The 22,045-nt window shown below is 30.5% G+C and carries 16 protein-coding genes, 2 tRNA genes and 3 rRNA genes; 9 read left to right on the plus strand and 12 right to left on the minus strand.

All coding sequences use genetic code 11. The annotated features are described in order from the left end of the window. Positions 1–105 precede the first annotated feature (105 nt). The gene (locus tag AAQM_RS04200; RefSeq protein WP_129096178.1) at positions 106–699 is read left to right on the plus strand and encodes a TetR/AcrR family transcriptional regulator; all 594 of its coding nucleotides are present in this window, start codon (positions 106–108) and stop codon (positions 697–699) included. Between the two features lie 9 nt (positions 700–708). Here AAQM_RS04200 and AAQM_RS04205 read toward each other — a convergent pair whose 3' ends face one another. From AAQM_RS04205 to AAQM_RS04215, 3 genes are read right to left on the minus strand one after another with little or no spacing between them, the layout of a single operon-like run. Beyond that, the gene (locus tag AAQM_RS04205; RefSeq protein WP_129096179.1) at positions 709–3,834 is read right to left on the minus strand and encodes an efflux RND transporter permease subunit; all 3,126 of its coding nucleotides are present in this window, start codon (positions 3,832–3,834) and stop codon (positions 709–711) included. Between the two features lie 2 nt (positions 3,835–3,836). Beyond that, entirely contained in the window at positions 3,837–4,874 is a 1,038-nt protein-coding gene (locus tag AAQM_RS04210; RefSeq protein WP_129096180.1) for an efflux RND transporter periplasmic adaptor subunit, read from the minus strand. Continuing rightward, positions 4,871–6,103: a TolC family protein gene (locus tag AAQM_RS04215; RefSeq protein WP_129096181.1), complete on the minus strand. Its 1,233-nt coding sequence runs from the start codon at positions 6,101–6,103 to the stop codon at positions 4,871–4,873. Before AAQM_RS04215 ends, AAQM_RS04210 begins: the two co-directional genes overlap by 4 nt. Positions 6,104–6,208: 105 nt before the next feature. Between AAQM_RS04215 and AAQM_RS04220 the strand changes: the two genes are divergently transcribed. After that, positions 6,209–6,685 (plus strand): MarR family winged helix-turn-helix transcriptional regulator, encoded by a 477-nt coding sequence (locus tag AAQM_RS04220; protein ID WP_129096182.1) that lies wholly within the window; start codon positions 6,209–6,211, stop codon positions 6,683–6,685. Here AAQM_RS04220 and AAQM_RS04225 read toward each other — a convergent pair. After that, on the minus strand, positions 6,682–7,224 hold the full coding sequence (locus AAQM_RS04225) for a hypothetical protein (protein WP_129096183.1): 543 nt from the start codon (positions 7,222–7,224) through the stop codon (positions 6,682–6,684). The genes AAQM_RS04220 and AAQM_RS04225 overlap by 4 nt on opposite strands. 81 nt (positions 7,225–7,305) lie before the next feature. Between AAQM_RS04225 and AAQM_RS04230 the strand changes: the two genes are divergently transcribed. Continuing rightward, the gene (locus AAQM_RS04230) at positions 7,306–8,925 is read left to right on the plus strand and encodes a sensor domain-containing diguanylate cyclase (protein WP_129096184.1); all 1,620 of its coding nucleotides are present in this window, start codon (positions 7,306–7,308) and stop codon (positions 8,923–8,925) included. Here AAQM_RS04230 and AAQM_RS04235 read toward each other — a convergent pair. The 3 genes from AAQM_RS04235 to AAQM_RS04245 are packed head-to-tail and all read right to left on the minus strand — an operon-like array spanning position 8,922 to position 10,209. Beyond that, complete coding sequence (locus AAQM_RS04235) at positions 8,922–9,710, minus strand: exodeoxyribonuclease III (RefSeq protein ID WP_129096185.1); 789 nt, start codon at positions 9,708–9,710, stop codon at positions 8,922–8,924. The genes AAQM_RS04230 and AAQM_RS04235 overlap by 4 nt on opposite strands. After that, on the minus strand, positions 9,710–9,955 hold the full coding sequence (locus tag AAQM_RS04240) for a hypothetical protein (protein WP_129096186.1): 246 nt from the start codon (positions 9,953–9,955) through the stop codon (positions 9,710–9,712). Before AAQM_RS04240 ends, AAQM_RS04235 begins: the two co-directional genes overlap by 1 nt. Next, positions 9,952–10,209 carry a CBU_0592 family membrane protein gene (locus AAQM_RS04245; protein ID WP_129096187.1) on the minus strand — a complete coding sequence of 86 codons (258 nt, stop codon included), beginning with the start codon at positions 10,207–10,209 and terminating at the stop codon, positions 9,952–9,954. Before AAQM_RS04245 ends, AAQM_RS04240 begins: the two co-directional genes overlap by 4 nt. Positions 10,210–10,308: 99 nt before the next feature. On the opposite strand from AAQM_RS04245, the gene AAQM_RS04250 reads away from it, so the two are divergent. Then, on the plus strand, positions 10,309–11,022 hold the full coding sequence (locus tag AAQM_RS04250; protein ID WP_129096188.1) for a TSUP family transporter: 714 nt from the start codon (positions 10,309–10,311) through the stop codon (positions 11,020–11,022). Positions 11,023–11,029: 7 nt separating this feature from the next. On the opposite strand, the gene AAQM_RS04255 is transcribed toward AAQM_RS04250, so the two are convergent. From AAQM_RS04255 to AAQM_RS04275, 5 genes are read right to left on the minus strand one after another with little or no spacing between them, the layout of a single operon-like run. Next, positions 11,030–11,938 carry an AEC family transporter gene (locus tag AAQM_RS04255; protein WP_129096189.1) on the minus strand — a complete coding sequence of 303 codons (909 nt, stop codon included), beginning with the start codon at positions 11,936–11,938 and terminating at the stop codon, positions 11,030–11,032. A 2-nt stretch (positions 11,939–11,940) separates the two neighbouring features. Further along, entirely contained in the window at positions 11,941–12,429 is a 489-nt protein-coding gene (locus tag AAQM_RS04260) for a NanQ anomerase/TabA/YiaL family protein (RefSeq protein WP_129096190.1), read from the minus strand. 15 nt (positions 12,430–12,444) lie between these two features. After that, positions 12,445–13,671 (minus strand): glucose-6-phosphate isomerase, encoded by a 1,227-nt coding sequence (locus tag AAQM_RS04265; RefSeq protein ID WP_129096191.1) that lies wholly within the window; start codon positions 13,669–13,671, stop codon positions 12,445–12,447. Next, positions 13,672–14,544 carry a UTP--glucose-1-phosphate uridylyltransferase GalU gene (galU, locus tag AAQM_RS04270; protein ID WP_128986873.1) on the minus strand — a complete coding sequence of 291 codons (873 nt, stop codon included), beginning with the start codon at positions 14,542–14,544 and terminating at the stop codon, positions 13,672–13,674. Further along, positions 14,545–15,921: a phosphomannomutase/phosphoglucomutase gene (locus AAQM_RS04275; protein ID WP_129096192.1), complete on the minus strand. Its 1,377-nt coding sequence runs from the start codon at positions 15,919–15,921 to the stop codon at positions 14,545–14,547. 551 nt (positions 15,922–16,472) lie between these two features. Between AAQM_RS04275 and AAQM_RS04280 the strand changes: the two genes are divergently transcribed. From AAQM_RS04280 to rrf, 5 genes are all read left to right on the plus strand, one after another. Continuing rightward, positions 16,473–17,990, plus strand: a 16S ribosomal RNA gene (locus tag AAQM_RS04280). Between the two features lie 99 nt (positions 17,991–18,089). Next, a tRNA-Ile gene (locus AAQM_RS04285) sits at positions 18,090–18,166 on the plus strand. Positions 18,167–18,197: 31 nt separating this feature from the next. Beyond that, a tRNA-Ala gene (locus AAQM_RS04290) sits at positions 18,198–18,273 on the plus strand. A 363-nt stretch (positions 18,274–18,636) separates the two neighbouring features. Continuing rightward, positions 18,637–21,551, plus strand: a 23S ribosomal RNA gene (locus AAQM_RS04295). A 241-nt stretch (positions 21,552–21,792) separates the two neighbouring features. After that, positions 21,793–21,908: ribosomal RNA gene (rrf, locus tag AAQM_RS04300) — 5S ribosomal RNA — on the plus strand. The 16S, 23S and 5S rRNA genes sit together here with 2 tRNA genes alongside, the layout of an rRNA operon. Positions 21,909–22,045: the final 137 nt, after the last annotated feature.

The following is a 22,045-nucleotide window of genomic DNA, read 5'->3' on the forward strand; positions in this document are numbered from 1 at the left end:
CTTATGTAAAATTTATTGTATATCTTCTAATCTTAATAATATGTTAAAATTAGAGTATCTACTCTAAAAAATAAATTAGAAAGTTTTAATTTTGTATAATTTTTCATGAAAAAAGAGTCAATAACTAAAAGAAAAATAAAAAGAATTGCTTTAGCATTATTTAATGAAAATGATACATTTTCTATTACAACAAATCATATTGCAAAATCAGGAAAAATTTCTACAGGAAATTTGTATTATCATTATAAAAATAAAGAAGATATTATTATAGATATTTATGAAGATATGATTGAAAAATTTGAAGAATTAAATAGTTTTGAAATAATATTAAATAGTGATTCTCCTTTAGAAGAGTTATCAAAGATATATGATATATATTTAGATATTTTTTGGGAATATAGATTTATTATGAGAGATTCATCAGTTTTAATTACCACTTTACCAAAATTTAAAGAGATATTTATCCAAAGACAAAATCTTCGAGTTTCTCAAATCAAACAATTAATTGAATACCTTATTTTTAAAGAGATATTTAGAAAAATGAGCGAAGATGAAATTTTGTTATATGCTAAATTAAATTGGTTTATTTCAACTTATTGGCAAAATTTTATTTCTATTAATGAGGTAATTACAAAGGAATCTTTTAAAGAGGCAAAGGATGTTATATTTAAAATAAATATAAATCCTTTTTTAAAATAAAGAAGAGTTTTAATTCTCTTCTTTTAGCTCTTCTTTTTTATCTTTTTCTCCACTTAGTTTGGAGATTAAAACATAAAATAAAGGAATAAATAAAATAGCTATAAATGTAGCTGTTAGCATTCCACCTATAACTCCTGTTCCAATAGAGTGTTTACTAGCAGCTCCTGCTCCACTACTAATAGCAAGTGGTAAAACACCAATAGTAAAGGCTAAAGATGTCATGATAATTGGTCTAAGTCTTACTTTTGCAGCTTCTATTGCTGAGTCAATTATATTATATCCCTCTTTTCTTTTTTGAAGAGCAAATTCTACAATCAAAATGGCATTTTTAGCAGCAAGTCCTGCTAAAACTAAAAGTCCAATTTGGAAATAGATATTATTATCTAACCCTCTTAAATTTGTAGCTAGTATAGCTCCAAATACAGCAAATGGTACAGCTAAAACAACAGCTATTGGAAGTAGCCATTTTTCATATAATGCACAAAGAATTAAAAATAGAAATATAAGACCAAATACAAATGCTATAGCAGAACTTCCACCTACTTGTTTTTCTTGATAAGCTGTTCCTACCCAACTTATTGTATAACCTTCAGGTAAAACTTCTTTTGCTACTTCTTCAATAGCATTTAAAGCATCTCCTGAACTATATCCAGCTGCTGGCTGTCCTGAAACTTTTGCAGCTTGGAAAAGATTAAATCTTTCTACTAAGTCAGCACCAACTTGTTTTTTTATAGATACAAAAGAGTTTAATGGTAGAAGTTCTCCATTTTTAGACCTAACAAAAATATGTTGCATATCCTCAACATTATTTCTATATTCATCAATTGCTTGTAAATTAACTTTATAAGTTCTTCCATATAAAGAAAAATCATTTACATAAAAACTTCCAAAAGTTGCATTTATAGTGCTATAAATATCATTTATATTTACACCTTTAGCTTTAGCTTTTTCTATATCCACATCCATTTTAAATTGAGGAATATTAGCAGCTAGAGATGTTCTAACTCCCATCAATTCAGGTCTTGTTTTTGCTTTTTCTAAAATCTTATTTACAGCATTACTTAAATCTTGAGTAGTTCCACCTGTTCTATCTTGAACATACATATCAAATCCACCTGTAACACTCATCCCCATAATAGGAGGAGGTACAACAGCAAAAGAAAAACCTTCACTTGTTCCCATCAATTCTTTACTAAACTTTGCTAAAAGAGCTTTAGCTTCTTGCTCTGGATTTGGTCTTTTACTCCAATCATGTAATTTAATAATAGTTGCAACAGTATGTGTTCTTTCTGCTGAAGTAGTAAAATCATATCCAGCAAGGGTAATTATATTTTTTACATTAGGGTCTTTTTGAATTATTTTATTTATCTCTTCTGATAACTCTAATGTTCTTGATAAAGATGAACCAGGAGGATTAAATCCAAACACAAATATTGTTCCTTGGTCTTCATCAGGTATTAATCCTGTTTTCATAGATTTAAACATATCCCAAGAAACAAAAATTAATCCACCAAATAAAAGCATAGAAATTAACGAAAATCTAATAGTTTTTTTTACTATATAAGAGTAACCTGTAGTTGCTTTATCAAACATAGTATTAAACCATTTGAAAAAACCTTTTGCCTCATGTTTTTTATTTCTTAATATAGCAACACATAAAGAAGGAGTTAGAGTAAGAGCCACAAATCCTGAAATTAAAACAGAAATTACAATAGTAATAGCAAATTGCCTATACATCTCTCCACTTAAACCACTCATAAATGCAACAGGCACAAATACAGCTCCCAGTACTAAAATAATAGCAATTAAAGCTCCTGTTACCTCTTTCATAGCAATAAAGGCTGCTTCTTTTGGAGTTTTTCCTTCATCCATATGTCTTTCAACATTTTCAATTACAATAATAGCATCATCAACAACTATTCCAATTGCAAGAACAAGCCCAAAAAGTGTAAGAAGATTTATACTAAATCCTAAAGCATACATTCCAGCAAAAGCTCCAATGATTGAAATAGGTACTGCAATCAGTGGAATAATTGTTGCTCTCCAGCTTTGTAAAAATAAATAAATAATTAAAATAACTAAAATTAATGCCTCAATAAAAGTTTTAACAACCTCTTCAATTGATGCTGTAATAAAATCTGTACTATCATAAGGAATAGTATATGTCATATCTTCAGGAAAGTTTTTGCTAGCATCATCTAAAGCTTTTTTAATAGCTTTTGCGGTGTCTAAAGCATTTGCTCCACTTTGTAAGAAAACACCAATAGGTAAAGATGGTGAGTTATTTAATCTTGTTTGCACACTATAAGAACTAGCTCCTAATTCAACTGAAGCAACATCTTTTAATTTTAGGCTACTTCCATCTTCATTTGATTTTATAATAATATTTGAAAAATCATTTGGGTCACTAAATCTACTAGGTGTTTGTATTGTATATGTATACATTTGTTTATTTGCAATTGGTTCAGCTGCAACTTTGCCCGCTGCGTATTGATTATTTTGTTCTTTAATTGCAGTTATAACATCAGTTGTAGCTAAAGAATATTTTGAAAGTTTTAAAGGATCTATCCATATTCTAATAGAGTAATCTTTAGCTCCAAAAATTACAGCATCTCCAACTCCTTCAACTCTTTTTAGTGTTTCAACCATATTTAATAAAGCATAATTTGATAAATAGATTGAATCATAAGTTTTATTTGGAGATTGAAGCATAGCAAAAAGTAAAATACTTGGACTTCTTTCACCTACAACTACACCTTGTCTTTGTACTTGTTCTGGCATAGAAGATAAAGCTGCTTGAACTCTGTTATTTACATCAATTTTGGCTTGATCAGGATCTGTTCCAACTTCAAAATATACATTTATACTTAATCTTCCACTATCTTCTGCTAAAGAATTCATATAAAGCATATTTTTTGCACCATTGATTTTTTCTTCAAGTGGTGCTGCTACTGTTTTTGCAATTGTATCAGCACTAGCACCCGAATAAGCTGTACTTACAATAATTTGAGGTGGTAAAACTCTTGGGTACTGTTCAATTGGAAGATTGAACATAGAGATAAGACCTATTAAAAATATTATTATTGATAAAACTCCAGCAAAAACTGGATTTTTTATAAAAAATGCTGAAATCATAATTATTTCTCTTTATTTACTATTTGAACTTTTGTTTCAGGTCTAAGTTTTGCAAGATTACTAATAGCAATTTGTTCATCTATTTTTAACCCACTTTTAACAACTATTCCATTTTCTACTAAGTCACCTGTTTCTACAGGTCTAGGTTTTGCAATATTATTTTCATCTATTACCATAACTATTGAAGCTTGAGCTGTTTTCATAACAGCATTTTCAGGAACTATAAAAACCTCTCCTAAAGATAAATTATCAATTTCAATTTTCGCAAAAGTTCCAACAATTAAATCACTATTAGTATTATCAAATTTTGCTCTAATTAAAAGAGTATCAGTATTTGAATCAATAACTGAAGAGATAAAATCAACTTCTCCTGATTCATATTTTTGTCCATTTGCAATAAGATTTATTTTTGCACTTTTATTTTTTATTTGAGATAAATATTTATTTATATCATCTTTTGGTAGCGAAAATTCAGCATGAATAGGATTTATATTTGTAATAGTTACAAGAAGTGAATTATTTACATTGCTTCCAACTAAATCTCCAACATCGTGATTTTTTATTCCTACAATTCCATTTATAGGAGCTTTTACTGTTGTGTAATTTAAATTTATTTGTGCTTCATCTAACGCTGCTTTTGAACTATTGTATTGAAATAAGTAATCATCATAAACTTGCGCACTTATAGATTTTGAAGCAATAAGAGATTTAGCTCTTTCATAATCTTTTTTTGCTTTTACAAAATTTGCTTTTTTTATATTAAGGTTTGCTAAGTAAGTATCAGGTTCTATTTTGTATAAAACAGTTCCTTTTTTTACAAATTCCCCTTCATTAAAAAGTTTTTCTTTTAGTGTTCCTTGAACTCTTGCTATAACATCAACTTGCTCATAAGCTTTTAAAATAGTTGGATAAGTTCTACTTGTAAAATTATTTTGTTTTTCAATTTTGAAAGTTTGCACAGGTAAAGCTGGCGTTTCATTTGCTACAAGATTGTTTAATCCTAATAGTAAAAATATTGAAATTATTGATTTTTTTATCATTTTATATACTCCTGTAATTTTTTACCACTATGGTAAATAATATTTGCTTTTTTAATTTCTAACTCATTTATTGATGTTTTTAATTGACTAACAGCTTCTGATTTTTCACTTAAACTTTCTAAAAAAGCTACATTATCAATCAATCCATTTTCATATTTTGATTTTATAACTTCATATGCACTTTGTGCTGCTTTTAGATTTGCTTGTGCTGATTTTATTTTTGCTTTTGCAATATCATAAGATTTTAATGCAAGTTGTAAATCAACATTTGCTTTATTTTTTTCATATTCATATTTTGATTTAGAAGCTAAATAAGATTTATAAGCTGACTCATATTTATATTGTGTTTCTCCAAAAGAAAATAAATTCCATTTTAGATTTGCTGAAATTATATTTTGATGGTCAATTGTATTTTTTTCATATTCTTTATTGTCAAAATTTGAATCATAATATGTATAAGTATTATCTAAAGTTATAGTTGGTAAAAATGCACTTTTTTCTGCTTTTGATTTACTTAATTTTGTTTGTAAATCAAATTCTAAAGATTTAATATCAAATCTTTCACTTTCATTTGTTATATCATTAAGTTTTTTTATGTTTGAACCTTCTGTAATTTCTACTTTTGTTCCAGTAATGTATTCTAAATTATGTAAAATAGTTTGAGTTTCAAGTTCTATTTCTTGTAATATAACTTTAGCATTTTCAACTCTTGAAATAATTTTTTGTACTTCATCTTCAGTTGTTGTTCCCGCATCTAAAAATCTACTTAATCGTAACATTTGAGATTCAAGTTGTTCTATTTCTTTTATTTTTGAATCTTTTTTAGCAATTAACGATAAATAATTATAATAATAAGTTATAACATTCATTGAAATATTATTTTTTAAATTTTCAATTGATTCTTGAGTACTTTTAATTGTAGATTCGTAGCTATCATAAATATCAGATTTTTTTCCACCATCATAAAGTGTATAGTTTAAACTAGCATAAGCATTTGCTGAGTTTTGAGCTAAACTTTGTGTCTCTTCATCTGTCATTGCATATTTTGCTCCAACATCTAAACTTGGTAAATATCCACTTTTAATACTTTTGTATTCATCTTGGATAGATTCTAAACTCTGTTTTGAAGAATCAACTAATCTATTTTCTATAGATAAATTAACTAACTCCTCCAAATTTTGTGCGTATAAAAAAAATGGGGTAAAAAGTATACAACATATCTTTTTCAAAACGACTCCTATTTTTAAAATATTATTTTGAATGTAACATAAGCTTTCTTAAATTTATCTTGCTAGAAAGATAAGTTTTAAATGTTTTCTGTTATAATTACCAACATGAATAAAAAATACATTGATAAATTTTACAACTCAACAGCAAAAAAAAGTGAATATGAAATTTTTAATATTACTTTACCAATAAATCTTTTGTATAAAGATATGTTTAATGAAACAGAACATTTTTTAAAGGCAAATTATGATTTGTTACATTCACATATAGATGTATTAGCATCACTTTATTTCAATGGAAATTCTCTTTCTCCTACTGAATTATATGATGCTATGCTTTTTTCTTCAGGTGGAATGACAAAAATTTTAAATAAATTAGAAGAGAGAAATTTTATAAAAAGGGAACCATCTATTAGTGATAAAAGAAGTATTTTGATTTGCCTTACAAAAGAGGGTGAAAAAGTTGTGAAAGATGCTATTTCAAAAATAGCAAAAGCAAAAGAAGAGATGTTTGATGTTTTAAATGAAAAAGAGAAAGAGGATTTGAGAAATATTTTAAGTAAGGTTATTTATTCTCAACTTTAATTAAATTCTATTTTTGCATTTGATATTTTTTTAAAAGTTTTTAACTTATTTTTCAAAGGAAGCCATTTTATTAAAATCGTTGCAAGTGCTTCCCATAGTGAAACCCAACCTCCAACCATAGCACCTTCTGAAATCAGTTTATAAAAGAAATTTTCATTTTCAGCAAGTAAAAAAGAGATAGAAACAAAAACAAAACCAATAATAAAAAAAATAAAAGAATTTTTAATTTGTTCTCTCATCTTTTTTCTTTCCCAATATTGTAAATATTCAAAATATTCTTTTATGCTTGTATTTACTTTTTTGTTTGAGTCTTTATTTGAGATTTCATCAAAATAAAATTTTATTATAAAAGGATGAGAACCTATCTCTTCTACACTTTGAATTAGATATTTTTCCAATGATTCTTTTAAGTCTCTTTGAATAAAAGTTGATTTTTTATCATAATCATCAAATAAATTTTCAACTTTTGATGTTGATATTTTTAAAATAAGATTATTATTTTCATCTTTTTCATATCTTTGAATTATATTATTTTTCATTTTAACTCATTTGTTTTTATCTCTTATTATATATAATTATGTTTTAATGTCTCTATTAAAATTATTATATTGAAGTATTTTATGAAAAAATTATTATTACTATTTCTTCTATCTTTTTTCTCTTTTGCAAATGAAATAACTCAAATAGATTTATCTAAACAAAAATGGGAATATAAATGGGGAGATTCTTTAGGTGATTCTACCTTATGGCAAGAAATAGATTTTCCACGCAACCCACCAAATAGAAATAATCAAACAAATATTTGGTTTAGGGTACAACTTCCTCAAACTATTCCTTCTAACTCTAATTTATATATTGTAAGTATTGATTTAATAACACAGGTTTATTTTAAAGATAAACAAATATATAGTTTTGGTGAATTTGATGAAAATGGAAAAGGTAAATATAAAGGTTGGCCTTGGCATTTAATACCTTTGCCTACTGATAGCGCTGGAGAGTATTTATATTTTAGAATTTATTCTAATTATGGTGATATTGGTTTTTGGGGAGAAATTCTTATTTTATCAAAAGGTGAGTTATATGAAAAACTTTTAAAAAATGATATACTAAAAATTATTATAGGTTCTGTCTCTATTTTTGTTGCAATATTCTTTTTATTAACTTTTTTATCAAAATTTCAAAGAATTGAATCTTTGATTTTAGGTTTGTTATTTTTAACACAAGGTTTAAATGTTTTTTGTTCTGCAAAAATAATGCAGCTATTTTTTTATTACCCTTTATTCAATCAATATATTTTAGCAATTGCATTTTTTTCTTTTCCTATTGGGATGGCTCTTTTTATGGATAAAGTCATTAATTATAAAATACTATTTAATCCTATAAAAAAAATTTGGCAGATACATTTGATTTATTTAATAATAGCTATTTTGGGTTCTGTTTTAGGCTTTTTTTCTTTGCCTTCTACTTATGAATGGTTTGATATTTTTTATAACTTTATAACTTTGCCAATTTTGACATTTTTTATTATTTATTTCTTTTATAAAGGGGATAAAGAAACCAAAATAATCACTTTTAGTTTTTTTATAATTTCTCTTTATTGGTTGTATTCAACACTTATTGCAGCAGGAATTGTACCTTGGGAAGAATATCCAAGTGATATAGCTGTATTTATATGTTTATTATTTTTATCGTACTCAATTGTAAATAGATTAAATTATACAAAAGAGTTAGAAGAAGCAAAAATAGAACTTACAAATCTTACTTTGACTGATTATTTGACAAATCTTAGCAATAGAAAAAATATAGATTCTATATTAAAAATAAATGAAAATTTATTTAATAGATATAAAGATAAATTTTCAATAATTTTAGTAGATATAGATGATTTTAAAAAAGTAAATGATACTTATGGACATTTAGTTGGAGATAAAGTGCTTATTGAAATATCAGGTATATTAAAAAAATATACTAGACAAACAGATATTGTTGGAAGATGGGGTGGAGAAGAATTTATAATTATTTGTCCAAAAACAAATCTTCAAGATGCTTCAAAATTGGCAGAAAAATTAAGAAAGAAAATTTCTACTCATCAATTTGAAACAGTAGGAAATAAAACAGCCAGTTTAGGAGTTTCAACATTTAAAGAAAATGAAACTATTATTGAACTTATAACAAGAGTTGATGATGCAATGTATCTTGCAAAATCAAATGGTAAAAATAGGATTGAAGTGAAGTATTAAAACTCCATTTCAAGTCCAATAGGACAATGGTCACTTCCTTCAATATTATCTAAAATATAAGCATCTTTTACATAATTTTTCAAATCTTCACTTACATAAAAGTAATCAATTCTCCAGCCAACATTATTTGCTCTTGCATTTGCTCTATAACTCCACCAACTATATTTATCCTTTAAATCACCATTGATTAATCTAAAAGTATCAATATAACCATGTGATAAAAATTTTGTTATCCAATCTCTTTCCATTTGTAAAAAACCAGATGTATTTTCATTGGCTTTTGGTCTTGCAATATCAATCTCTGTATGAGCTGTATTTACATCTCCACAAACGATTATTGATTTTCCTTGATTTTTTAAATTCTCACAATGAGTTAAAAATCTATCATAAAATTCCATTTTATAATCAAGTCGTTCTTCTTTACTTTGACCATTTGGGAAATATACATTAAAAAATGCAATATCTTTATCTCCTAAACTAAAATGAACTTCATTTATTCTTCCCTCATCTAAAATATCAACAGTAGGGCAGTTACATTCAAAAGTAGTTTTAATATCTGTAAAAAGTGCTGTTCCACTTCTTCCTTTTATAGCAGAAGCACTAGCAAAAAGTGTTTTATACTCTTTTTGAAAAATTGTTTTTGGGATTTGCTCTTTCATTGATTTTGTTTCTTGAATACCTAATAAATCAATATTAGCTTCATCAACCCATTTTAAAGCCTCCTTTTTATCAACAGCTCTTATACCATTTACATTCCATGAAATAAACTTATATCTTTTTGCCATTATTTAGTAATTTCCTTTTTTTCTTTTTTCTCTTCTTTGATTAATTTTTCAGGAGCTTTTGGAGCAACTGGTTTTAAAACACCGATATCTTTGAAGTTTGTGTTTGATAAGCTATTTTTTTGATTCAAAAGATTTTCACCTTTTCCTCCATGCATATCTATTTTTCCACTATTTTTATTTGTATAGCTATAATTTGCAAATAAAATATTTGTTAAAAATAAACAGATTAATAATATTGTTTTCATATATTTTTTCCTTTTCTTTTTTTTCTAATGTTTACAACAATTCCATAAATAGTAATAATAATCCAAAATACTTCAATTATGAATGAACCTAGATTAAAATGTACAAAAAGTGAAATTAAAAGTAAAATTGCTCCAAATAGATTTAGTAATTGATATTGTAAAGAATTAATTGTATATTTATTTGTTTGTAACAATAAATATGCAATAACAATAAATATCATTCCAAAAAAACCAATCCATTGATAAATATCCATAAAATTCCTTTAAAACGAAGCGAAAGTATAACGATTTTTTGATAATAAAGGCTTTATTGGGTATTTTATTCTAATTTTTTATAAGATGAGTTTTTTATTATGAACGAATTATTTTTAGGAATTATAAGTTTTTTAACTTCAACTATAGCAGGAATCGTAGGAATTGGAGGTGGAATGATGTTAATAGCTATATTACCTTCTTTTCTACCCTTGAATGCTCTTATACCTGTGCATGGATTGACTCAAATGTCAAGTAATCTTAGTAGGGCAATTTTTGGATACAAAGATATACAGTTTGAAGTAATACCAAAATTTTTAATTGGTTCATTTATTGGAATAGGTTTATTTGCTACTATTTTGAATTTTATATCTTTAAATTATGTGCCTTTATTTATTGGGGTTTATATTTTACTTTCATTATGGTCTGCTAAATTTAATGAAAAGATAAAAAAATATGAAAATTATTATATTGCTGGTTTTTTTCAAACGGGATTTTCTATTGTTGTTGGAGCTACTGGACCTTTGACAATGACTCTATTATTTAAAGATTATGCAAATAAAGAAAAAGTTTTAGCAACAAGTGCAGCATTGATGAGTATAACTCATATTTTAAAAGTATTTGTTTTTATCTATTTTGGTTTCGTATTTTTTGATTATATGGGAATTATTATAGCTATGATTATTGGAGCAGTTACTGGAAGTTGGGTAGCTACTAGATTAAGAGATAAAATAGATGGAAAAAAGTTTTTTTTGATTTTAAAAGTTTTACTTACAGTATTAGCATTTCATATAATAGTTAAAGTTTTTATCTAAATTTTTACTAAAAAAACTTTAAGAATAGTATTATAAATAGTGCAGATACCAAAGTTTGAACTGTAATAATAGTTGTCATCAAAGGTAAATCACCACCCAATTGTCTTGCTAAAATAAAAGAACTAGGAGCAGTTGGAAGTAGTGAAAACAAAACTAAAACAGCTATCATAGTTTCATTTAAATTGAAAAGATTTCCCAAAGTATATATAAAAATAGGCAAAATAATAAACTTTGCAAAAGAACTTATAAAAAGGTCTTTTTTTACATTTTTCATATCTTTTAAAACTAAAGCATAACCAATAGATAAAAGTCCTAAAGGTAAAGCAGCTTCACTTAAAATTTTGAAAATATTTGAAATACTAATAGGTAAAGAAATATTTAAAATATTTAAACTTCCACCAATAAAACAACCAATAATCAAAGGATTTTTAACTATTGATTTAACTAAATATATAAAATCAAGTTTGTTATTTTGTGAATAAATAGCAAAAACTGTAACACATAAAATATTTATAAAAGGAATTGCAAAAGTTAAAATTATAGCACTTAATATCAAACCTTCATTCCCAAAAATAGAACTACTTAAAGCTAAAAATACATATGTATTAAATCTTATCCCACCTTGAACAATAGAAGTAAAAGAACTATTATTTGTAGGGGATAATTTATTGAAAATTATGAGAAAAATCATTGTTAAAAATATAGCAAGAAGTGAAACTAAAACTAAATTTAGACTATTAATATCAAATTTTGCTTTTGATAAGGTATATATCAAAAGTGCAGGCATTAATACAAAATATGTTAGTTTATCTGCAAGCGGCCAAAATTCATGGGAAGGAAAACTTATTTTCTTAAAAAGATAACCTATTAAAATTAGTCCAAAAACAGGAACTAAACTTGTAAATATATATTCCATAATTAAACAGCTATCTTAAAAACAGCTTTTATAACTTTTTTATTTTTATCTATTTTGATACAAGGCATATGAGCATCTTGAGGATAAAAAATAGCTAATTCATTTTCTTTGATTTTTAAAATAGAAGCATTATTTGATTGGGAATAATTTGCGTAATCTAAAGATTCATTATAATCTTTTAACAAAGTCAGATTATTTATATTTTCAACTTCCATAATTTCATCACCCTCAAACATATACTGGATATCAATATATTTTTTATGAGATTCAAATAAACAATCTTTTTTATCTTTTGTTATATATGATTGTTTTAAGATAAAAGTGTTTTCATCTAAAACTATTTTATTACATTCATTAAGATTTGTATTTAAAAGTTCTTTATGCTCAAAAGAGTTTTTATCTTGCAATTTTTGAATATATAAGAAAGCTTTTTCAAATTTAGGATTAGTTATTTGAGATTTTATACTCTCTATATTTCCAAAAATTGCCATTAAAATACCTACTTTTTATTTTTTTAACATCTCTTTTAAAATAATCTTACCACCTTCAACACCTGGTTGGTCATAAGTATTAATTCTTAAAAATTTTCCAACAATTGAAGTTAAAAGTTCATAATAAAACAGTAGTTTTCCTATTTCATATTCACTTATTTCTTCTATTTCAATCAAATCTATTGGTATATCTTTTTTATACTCTTTAACTGAAGCTATTGTTGCATCTGCTTGTTGATTTATTAATTCTTTAAAATCAAGATTATTTATGTAATCTAATTCTTCTAATCCTTGTAAAGTTATAGGAGCTATTTTAGTATCATCTTTAAAATCTTTGATTTTTATAAATGTAACTGTTTTATCTCTTTTCCCTTCTACAATTAATTGTAAAAAAGAGTGTTGATCAACAGGTCCTAAAAGTCCAATGGGAGTTAATCCTTGATTTGTATTATTTATATCAATTTTACCAAGACTTTCACCCCAAAGTTGAATATACCATTTATTAAATCCTTCAAGTAATTGTGAATATGAAAAAATTGCATTTACATTATAAACATCTTTGAATTCATAATAAGTTCTTGCTTTTTTAATTAGATGATCATATAACTCATTTTGTTCAAAAAAAGAAGAAGATATTTTTTTCGCACCTTTTAATAATTCATCAATATCAAAACCAGCAAGATACAAAGGAACCAATCCAACATTTGATAATACAGAAAATCTTCCACCTACATTTTTAGGAATATCAAAAGAGTTAATATCATTTGCTTTTGCAAAAGTGTTTAATTTACTATCATCTTCAGTAATAATTAAAAGATTTGATTTATCAATTTTTGTAATTGACATCAAATATTTGAAAACAGAAATAGTTTCTATTGTAGTTCCTGATTTTGAAATAACAATAAATAATGTATCTTCTAAATTTATTTGACTTAATGTTCCATTTAAGTTAACAGGGTCTGTACTTTCAAAGAAAAAAAGCTCTTTTTTCAAAGATTTATTATGCTGTTTATTGTATTTCAAAAAGTTGTAAATTGCATAAGTTCCTAAAGTACTACCACCAATACCAATAATAGCTATTTGTTTTTGCGTAAAATTTAAATTATCTAATCTAGATTTTAGTGAAGTTGTATCCACATAAGGTAAAGAGTAGTAACCAATAGTTTCTCGCTCTTTTTTTATTTCTGCAAAAATTTGCTCATCACTTAGTGATACTTGTGGGTAATATAGGTTGTTTTTCACTTATTTTGCTCCAGTTTTTTTCTTAGCTTCAGCTTCTTTTTTTGTCTCTTTTTCGTAAAAATAGTTTGTAGCTTTTACAAATCCATCAATACTTCCACAGTCAAATCTTTCTCCTTCAAATTTGTATGCTAAAACCATTCCTTTTTTTGCTTGAGTAAGTAATGCATCTGTAATTTGAATTTCCCCACCTTTTCCTGGTTTAGTATCTCTAATAATGTCAAAAATATCAGGTGTTAAAATATATCTTCCAATAATTGCTAAATTTGAAGGTGCAACTTCAGGTTCAGGTTTTTCAACCATATCTTTTACCATGAAAATTCCAGGCTCAATTTCATTTCCGGCAATAACACCATATTTATTTGTATCTTCTTTTGGAATTTCTTCAATAGCAACAATAGAACAATTATATTTTTTATATAAATCAACCATTTGAGCTAATACTCCTTTTGAAGATGAATCACACAAATCATCTGCTAGTAAAACAGCAAAAGGTTGGTCTCCTATTAAATTTTCACCACATAAAATAGCATGACCTAAACCTTTCATCTCTATTTGTCTAGTATATGAAAAAGTACATTTTGTAATAACACTTCTAATTTCTGTTAAATAATGCTCTTTGCTTGTACCTTTAATTTGATGTTCAAGTTCATAAGAAATATCAAAATGATCTTCAATTGCTCTTTTACCTCTTCCTGTTACAATTGCCATATTTTCAATACCAGCAGCAAGTGCTTCTTCAACTCCATATTGAATCAAAGGTTTTGTTAAAACAGGCAACATTTCTTTAGGTGTAGCTTTTGTTGCAGGTAAAAATCTCGTTCCATATCCAGCAGCAGGGAATAGACACTTTTTGATTGGACTATTTTTATTCATTTATTTTCCTTTTATTTCATTAAATAAGTTTATTAAAACATTTTCGTATATTTTAGCATTTTCTTTAGTATCTGCTTCAAATCTAGTAACTAATTTTGGAGTAGTGTTACTAGCTCGAATTAATCCCCAACCATTTTCAAATATTACTCTAATTCCATCAACTGTGATAATCTCTTTAATTTTAGGAAAATTGGCAGGTGGGTTTGTTAATGCTTCTTTTAAATCTTCAATAATTTTAAATTTACTCTCTTCTGTAACTGTGATATTTATTTCAGGAGTGGAATAAACCTGAGGTAAAGCTTCATATTCTTTATCAAAATCAAATCCATCATCGATAAGTTCTAATGCTCTAAATGTTGCATAAATTGCATCGTCATAACCAAAATATCTATCATTAAAGAATAAATGACCAGATACTTCAGCTGCAAAATCAGCTTTAGTCTCTTTTATTTTAACCTTTAAATTTGAATGTCCAGTTTTATACATGATAGCTTTTCCATAAGAATTAATTGTATCATACATAACTTGAGTACATTTAACTTCACCAATAACTGTTGGATTTTTAATAAATTTAGAGAAGAATATAGCTAAGATATCACCTTTAAAATTGTATTTTGGAGAAAGTAGGGCAATTCTATCTGCATCACCATCATAAGCAAATCCAAAATCAAATTCATCAGTTGCTAACTCTTTTTTAATATCTTCTAAAGTATGTTCATCACTTGGATCTGGATGATGATTTGGGAAATTTCCATCAGGCTCTTCAAATAAGATTTTATACTTAATATTTAATTTATCAAGAATTTCTCTTAATACAACACCAGCAACTCCATTACCACAATCAAAAACAAACTTTTTATTTTCTAATTTCAAATGAGAAAAATGATTAACAATGTAGTTAATATATCTGTTCTTAGAGTCAATAGTAATTGAAATTTCGTTATCTTCTATTATAGAATCATCAGAAAGTATTTCTTTTCCAAGTGCATAAATCTCTTCACCAAAAAATGGGTCTTTATTTAATGTAATTTTGAAACCATTATATTCAGGAGGATTGTGCGAACCTGTAATCATTACAGAACCATCACATTTTAACCCATCAAAATCAGTAAAGTTTGCAAAATAATTTGCAGGTGTAGGAACAAGTCCCATATCAAGTACTTTAAGTCCAGCTTTATTAATTCCTGATGTTAACCAGTTCTTTAAAGTTGGTGAGTGAAGTCTTGCATCATAACCAACAGCTATATATTTTGCAGTTGGAACTTTTTTGATTAACTCCTTTGCTAAATAAAAGCCAATTTTCTTTGTAATATTTTCATTTAGTTCTTTTTCAAAAATTCCTCTAATATCATACTCTCTAAAAATAGATGCACTCATTATATATTGTACTCCGTTCCTTTTAATGTTCAAAAATTATGTTTAACAAATTCGTGACTGCTATTATATGTCATTTTTGATAAAAATTGTGAAAAAAAAGTAAATAAAAGATTAATAAGGAAGAAAAGAAGAGTAAAGGCAATAAAAAGCTAGTAAAAAAGGAAAAAAGGAATAAAAAACAGTAAATTTGAAAATTTTAGCTAAATTTAAGCTGTAAGCTCTTGACAAGGATAAAAAATCCTATTATAATTCCCGTCCAAATTGACTGAAGCGCATCAAACGAAAGAGAGATGAGAAAGGTTTTAGTTTATTAGGATGATCTTTAAAATAATTTAATTGAAGTTTATGAAGTAATCTTTATAAACCGAATATATAAATCTTATAAAAATCTGTTTCATTGTTTACAGAAATAAAATAAGAAATAATGTTAATATAAAAAATATATAAAACAAGATGAGATGGTAAAACATTGAAAACTTGTCTATGATAATGAGTGATAATTTTGTAATTAGTAAAATAATACAAAAATGTCAGTTTCAAATAATCTATAATTTATGGAGAGTTTGATCCTGGCTCAGAGTGAACGCTGGCGGCGTGCTTAACACATGCAAGTCGAACGAGAACGGATTATAGCTTGCTATAATTGTCAGCTAAGTGGCGCACGGGTGAGTAATGTATAGATAACCTGCCCTCTAGAAAGGAATAACAGATGGAAACGTCTGCTAATGCCCTATATGCCTTTAATACATAAGTATGCAAGGGAAACGCTTTAGTGCTAGAGGATGGGTCTGTATGGTATCAGTTTGTTGGTGAGGTAATGGCTCACCAAGACTATGACGCCTAACTGGTTTGAGAGGATGATCAGTCACACTGGAACTGAGACACGGTCCAGACTCCTACGGGAGGCAGCAGTGGGGAATATTGCACAATGGACGAAAGTCTGATGCAGCAACGCCGCGTGGAGGATGACACATTTCGGTGCGTAAACTCCTTTTATATAGGAAGATAATGACGGTACTATATGAATAAGCACCGGCTAACTCCGTGCCAGCAGCCGCGGTAATACGGAGGGTGCAAGCGTTACTCGGAATCACTGGGCGTAAAGAGCGTGTAGGCGGGTATATAAGTCAGAAGTGAAATCCTATAGCTTAACTATAGAACTGCTTTTGAAACTGTATACCTAGAATGTGGGAGAGGTAGATGGAATTTCTGGTGTAGGGGTAAAATCCGTAGAGATCAGAAGGAATACCGATTGCGAAGGCGATCTACTGGAACATTATTGACGCTGAGACGCGAAAGCGTGGGGAGCAAACAGGATTAGATACCCTGGTAGTCCACGCCCTAAACGATGTACACTAGTTGTTGTGAGGCTCGACCTTGCAGTAATGCAGTTAACACATTAAGTGTACCGCCTGGGGAGTACGGTCGCAAGATTAAAACTCAAAGGAATAGACGGGGACCCGCACAAGCGGTGGAGCATGTGGTTTAATTCGACGATACACGAAGAACCTTACCTGGACTTGACATAGTAAGAACTTTCTAGAGATAGATTGGTGTCTGCTTGCAGAAACTTATATACAGGTGCTGCACGGCTGTCGTCAGCTCGTGTCGTGAGATGTTGGGTTAAGTCCCGCAACGAGCGCAACCCTCGTCATTAGTTGCTAACAGTTCGGCTGAGAACTCTAATGAGACTGCCTACGCAAGTAGGAGGAAGGTGAGGACGACGTCAAGTCATCATGGCCCTTACGTCCAGGGCTACACACGTGCTACAATGGGGTATACAAAGAGCAGCAATACCGCGAGGTGGAGCAAATCTCAAAAATATCTCCCAGTTCGGATTGTAGTCTGCAACTCGACTACATGAAGTTGGAATCGCTAGTAATCGTAGATCAGCTATGCTACGGTGAATACGTTCCCGGGTCTTGTACTCACCGCCCGTCACACCATGGGAGTTGAACTCATTCGAAGCGGGGATGCTAAAATAGCTACCTTCCACAGTGGATTCAGCGACTGGGGTGAAGTCGTAACAAGGTAACCGTAGGAGAACCTGCGGTTGGATCACCTCCTTTCAGAGAATTAAGTTAAGATTTGTTTCTTAACTTAAAAACTTAAAAAAATATATGATTTTATATTCGGTTTATAAAGATTATTTAAATAGGTAGTAAAAGGGGCCTATAGCTCAGCTGGCTAGAGCGCTCGACTGATAATCGTGAGGTCTCAGGTTCAAGTCCTGATAGGCCCACCATTAAATAATCTAGTAAAGATTAATTTAGGTTGGGGAATTAGCTCAGCTGGGAGAGCGCCTGCTTTGCACGCAGGAGGTCAGCGGTTCGATCCCGCTATTCTCCACCACCTATTATTTAAAATGAGAGTTTTAAATAGAAATAGTTCAATTAAGATAAAAAAAGATGATAGAAAGTTAAATATAAGTTCAAAGAGATTGAATTTATATTTGATTTTCGAATCAAAGTTTTTCAAAGAGATTTGAAAATGATATTTAAAAATATAATGTTAAAGTCTTTAATTTTTTCGTAAGAATTATATAACAGCAATGTTAAATAATTTAAAACAAAAAAAATTTCATATCTAAATTTTAGAAATAAAACTATAGATAGAACACAACATGTTTTATTAGATATATTTTAAGTAATATGTTTAATAAGATAGTAGCCAAAGAATATTATCAAAAATGCGATAGAGTTTAACTCTATTTATTAATAAGCTATTAAGGGCTAATGGTGGATGCCTAGACTGTAAGAGGCGATGAAAGACGTATTAGGCTGCGATAAGCCTCGGGGAGCTGCCAAAGAGCTTTGATCCGGGGATTTCTGAATGGGGCAACCCAATATAGTGAGAGCTATATTACCCAATATGGGAGCTAACCTGGTGAAGTGAAACATCTCAGTAGCCAGAGGAAGAGAAATCAAACGAGATTCCGTTAGTAGCGGCGAGCGAAAGCGGATTAGGACAAACCCAATGCTTGCATTGGGGGTTGTAGGACCATAACATGAGACTAAAGAGGATAGATGAAATACTTGGAAAAGTGTAGCATAGAAGGTGAAACTCCTGTAGTTTAAATTCTCAATAGCTCTAATGGTATCCTGAGTAGGTCGGAACACGTGATATTTTGACTGAAACTGGGGGGACCACCCTCCAATCCTAAATACTACTTACAGATCGATAGTGAACAAGTACCGTGAGGGAAAGGTGAAAAGTACTCCAGCGAGGAGAGTGAAATAGAACCTGAAACCATTAGCTTACAATCATTCAGAGCCCTATGATTTATCAGGGTGATGGACTGCCTTTTGCATAATGAGCCTGCGAGTTGTGGTGTCTGGCAAGGTTAAGTCAAGTACGAAGCCGTAGCGAAAGCGAGTCTTAATAGGGCGAATTAGTCAGATGCTGCAGACCCGAAACGAAGTGATCTATCCATGAGCAGGTTGAAGCTGGTGTAAGAGCCAGTGGAGGACCGAACCCGCAGGCGTTGAAAAGTCTTGGGATGACTTGTGGATAGGGGTGAAAGGCCAATCAAACTTCGTGATAGCTGGTTCTCTCCGAAATATATTTAGGTATAGCCTTGTGTTGTAGCATATAGGGGTAGAGCACTGAATGGGCTAGGGCTGCTTACCGCGGTACCAAACCCTATCAAACTATGAATACTATATGTGGAATCACAGGAGTCAGGCGGTGGGTGATAAAATCAATCGTCGAGAGGGGAACAACCCAGACTAACAGCTAAGGTCCCTAAGTTACATCTAAGTGGAAAACGATGTGGAGTTACTGTGACAACCAGGAGGTTGGCTTAGAAGCAGCCATCCTTTAAAGAAAGCGTAACAGCTCACTGGTCTAGTGATTCTGCGCGGAAAATATAACGGGGCTAAGATGTACACCGAAGCTTTAGATTCAATTTTTAATTGAGTGGTAGGAGAGCGTTCTATTCAGCGTAGAAGATGTACCGGTAAGGAGCGTTGGAGCGGATAGAAGTGAGCATGCAGGCATGAGTAGCGATAATTGAGGTGAGAATCCTCAACGCCGAAAACCCAAGGTTTCCTACGCGATGCTCGTCATCGTAGGGTTAGTCGGGACCTAAGTCGAGTCCGAAAGGGGTAGACGATGGCAAATTGATTAATATTTCAATACCAACATATAAGCGCGATGTGGGGACGCATAGAGTTAATCGAGCTCACTGATGGAATAGTGGGTCGAAGGACGTAGGCTGTAACTTAGGCAAATCCGGGTTGCAATAGGCCGAGATCTTACAGGCTCTTGACACTCTTCGGAGGAGATGGAGAATCGATGATACTGTCGTGCCAAGAAAAGCCACTAAGTATATTGTATGTTGCCCGTACCGTAAACCGACACAGGTGGGTGGGATGAGTATTCTAAGGCGCGTGGAAGAACCCTGGTTAAGGAACTCTGCAAACTAGCACCGTATCTTCGGTATAAGGTGTGCCTACTTTGGTATATGGACTTGCTCCAAAAAGCTAGAGAGGTTGCAACAAAGAGTCCCTCCCGACTGTTTACCAAAAACACAGCACTTTGCTAACACGTAAGTGGATGTATAAGGTGTGACGCCTGCCCGGTGCTCGAAGGTTAACTGATGATGTCAGCGCAAGCGAAGCATTTGATTGAAGCCCGAGTAAACGGCGGCCGTAACTATAACGGTCCTAAGGTAGCGAAATTCCTTGTCGGTTAAATACCGACCTGCATGAATGGCGTAACGAGATGGGAGCTGTCTCAACCAGGGATCCAGTGAAATTGTAGTGGAGGTGAAAATTCCTCCTACCCGCGGAAAGACGGAAAGACCCCGTGCACCTTTACTACAGCTTGACACTGTAGCTTGGATATTCATGTGCAGGATAGGTGGGAGGCTGTGATGCTAGGACGCAAGTACTAGCGGAGCCATCCTTGAGATACCACCCTTGAATATTTGAGTTACTAACTGCGTACAATTATCTTGTATCAGGACAATGTCTGGTGGGTAGTTTGACTGGGGCGGTCGCCTCCTAAAAAGTAACGGAGGCTTACAAAGGTTAGTTCAAAGCGGATGGAAATCGCTTGTTGAGTATAATGGCATAAACTAGCTTGACTGTGAGACATACAAGTCGAACAGAGACGAAAGTCGGTCATAGTGATCCGGTGGTTCTGCGTGGAAGGGCCATCGCTCAAAGGATAAAAGGTACGCCGGGGATAACAGGCTGATCTCCCCCAAGAGCTCACATCGACGGGGAGGTTTGGCACCTCGATGTCGGCTCATCGCATCCTGGGGCTGAAGTCGGTCCCAAGGGTATGGCTGTTCGCCATTTAAAGCGGTACGCGAGCTGGGTTCAGAACGTCGTGAGACAGTTCGGTCCCTATCTTCCGTGGGCGTAGGAAAGTTGAAGAGATTTGTCCCTAGTACGAGAGGACCGGGATGAACGTACCACTGGTGTACCAATTGTTCTGCCAAGAGCATCGTTGGGTAGCTACGTACGGATGTGATAAGAGCTGAAAGCATCTAAGCTCGAAGCCAACTCTAAGATTAACTTTCCCTGAAGTTCCCAGCAAGACTAGCTGGTTGATAGGCTGGATGTGTAAGCGTTGTAAGGCGTTTAGCTGACCAGTACTAATAGAACGTTTGGCTTATTTTAACAATTCTTTGGTTTACTATCTTATTAAATATATGTTTTTATATTTAATATATATTGTGTTTAATGTTACCTTGAAAAAATGTCAATTTTTTTAAGAAGCAAAGACTTTAGCATTATTTTTTCTTAACTCCTTAACGAGTTGAGTATTAAGTAAATTTAGAGAAATTATCTAAGTGATGATTTTTATGAGTGAACAGAATTTTAGTTCTTTTTTATTCTTAATTTATTTAATACTCAACTTGCTGGTGGCTACAGAGAAGTGGAAATACCCAGTCCCATTCCGAACCTGGAAGTCAAGCATTTCATCGCCGATAATACTGCCGGGTCCCCTGGTGGAAACGTAGGTCGCTGCCAGCTTTGAGTTTTTACACACACAAAGCTTCTTTCTATTTGAACTACTACTAGTTCTCTTTGGAAGAAGCTTTTTTTTTACCTACCCTTTTTACCCCTCTTCGTATTTTTATATCTCTGGTTATTAACAATTATTTAACTTT

This window comes from Arcobacter aquimarinus (assembly GCF_013177635.1).
Taxonomy (GTDB): Bacteria; Campylobacterota; Campylobacteria; order Campylobacterales; family Arcobacteraceae; genus Aliarcobacter; species Aliarcobacter aquimarinus.

Excerpts from the sequence above, each read along its gene's own strand:
- AAQM_RS04240 (WP_129096186.1), bottom strand. The coding sequence starts at position 9,955 with ATGAAAACAATATTATTAATCTGTTTATTTTTAACAAATATTTTATTT.
- AAQM_RS04235 (WP_129096185.1), bottom strand. The coding sequence starts at position 9,710 with ATGGCAAAAAGATATAAGTTTATTTCATGGAATGTAAATGGTATAAGA.
- AAQM_RS04260 (WP_129096190.1), bottom strand. The coding sequence starts at position 12,429 with ATGGCAATTTTTGGAAATATAGAGAGTATAAAATCTCAAATAACTAAT.
- AAQM_RS04200 (WP_129096178.1), top strand. The coding sequence starts at position 106 with ATGAAAAAAGAGTCAATAACTAAAAGAAAAATAAAAAGAATTGCTTTA.
- AAQM_RS04250 (WP_129096188.1), top strand. The coding sequence starts at position 10,309 with ATGAACGAATTATTTTTAGGAATTATAAGTTTTTTAACTTCAACTATA.
- AAQM_RS04210 (WP_129096180.1), bottom strand. The coding sequence starts at position 4,874 with ATGATAAAAAAATCAATAATTTCAATATTTTTACTATTAGGATTAAAC.
- AAQM_RS04225 (WP_129096183.1), bottom strand. The coding sequence starts at position 7,224 with ATGAAAAATAATATAATTCAAAGATATGAAAAAGATGAAAATAATAAT.
- AAQM_RS04255 (WP_129096189.1), bottom strand. The coding sequence starts at position 11,938 with ATGGAATATATATTTACAAGTTTAGTTCCTGTTTTTGGACTAATTTTA.
- galU (WP_128986873.1), bottom strand. The coding sequence starts at position 14,544 with ATGAATAAAAATAGTCCAATCAAAAAGTGTCTATTCCCTGCTGCTGGA.
- AAQM_RS04220 (WP_129096182.1), top strand. The coding sequence starts at position 6,209 with ATGAATAAAAAATACATTGATAAATTTTACAACTCAACAGCAAAAAAA.
- AAQM_RS04245 (WP_129096187.1), bottom strand. The coding sequence starts at position 10,209 with ATGGATATTTATCAATGGATTGGTTTTTTTGGAATGATATTTATTGTT.
- AAQM_RS04205 (WP_129096179.1), bottom strand. The coding sequence starts at position 3,834 with ATGATTTCAGCATTTTTTATAAAAAATCCAGTTTTTGCTGGAGTTTTA.
- AAQM_RS04230 (WP_129096184.1), top strand. The coding sequence starts at position 7,306 with ATGAAAAAATTATTATTACTATTTCTTCTATCTTTTTTCTCTTTTGCA.
- AAQM_RS04275 (WP_129096192.1), bottom strand. The coding sequence starts at position 15,921 with ATGAGTGCATCTATTTTTAGAGAGTATGATATTAGAGGAATTTTTGAA.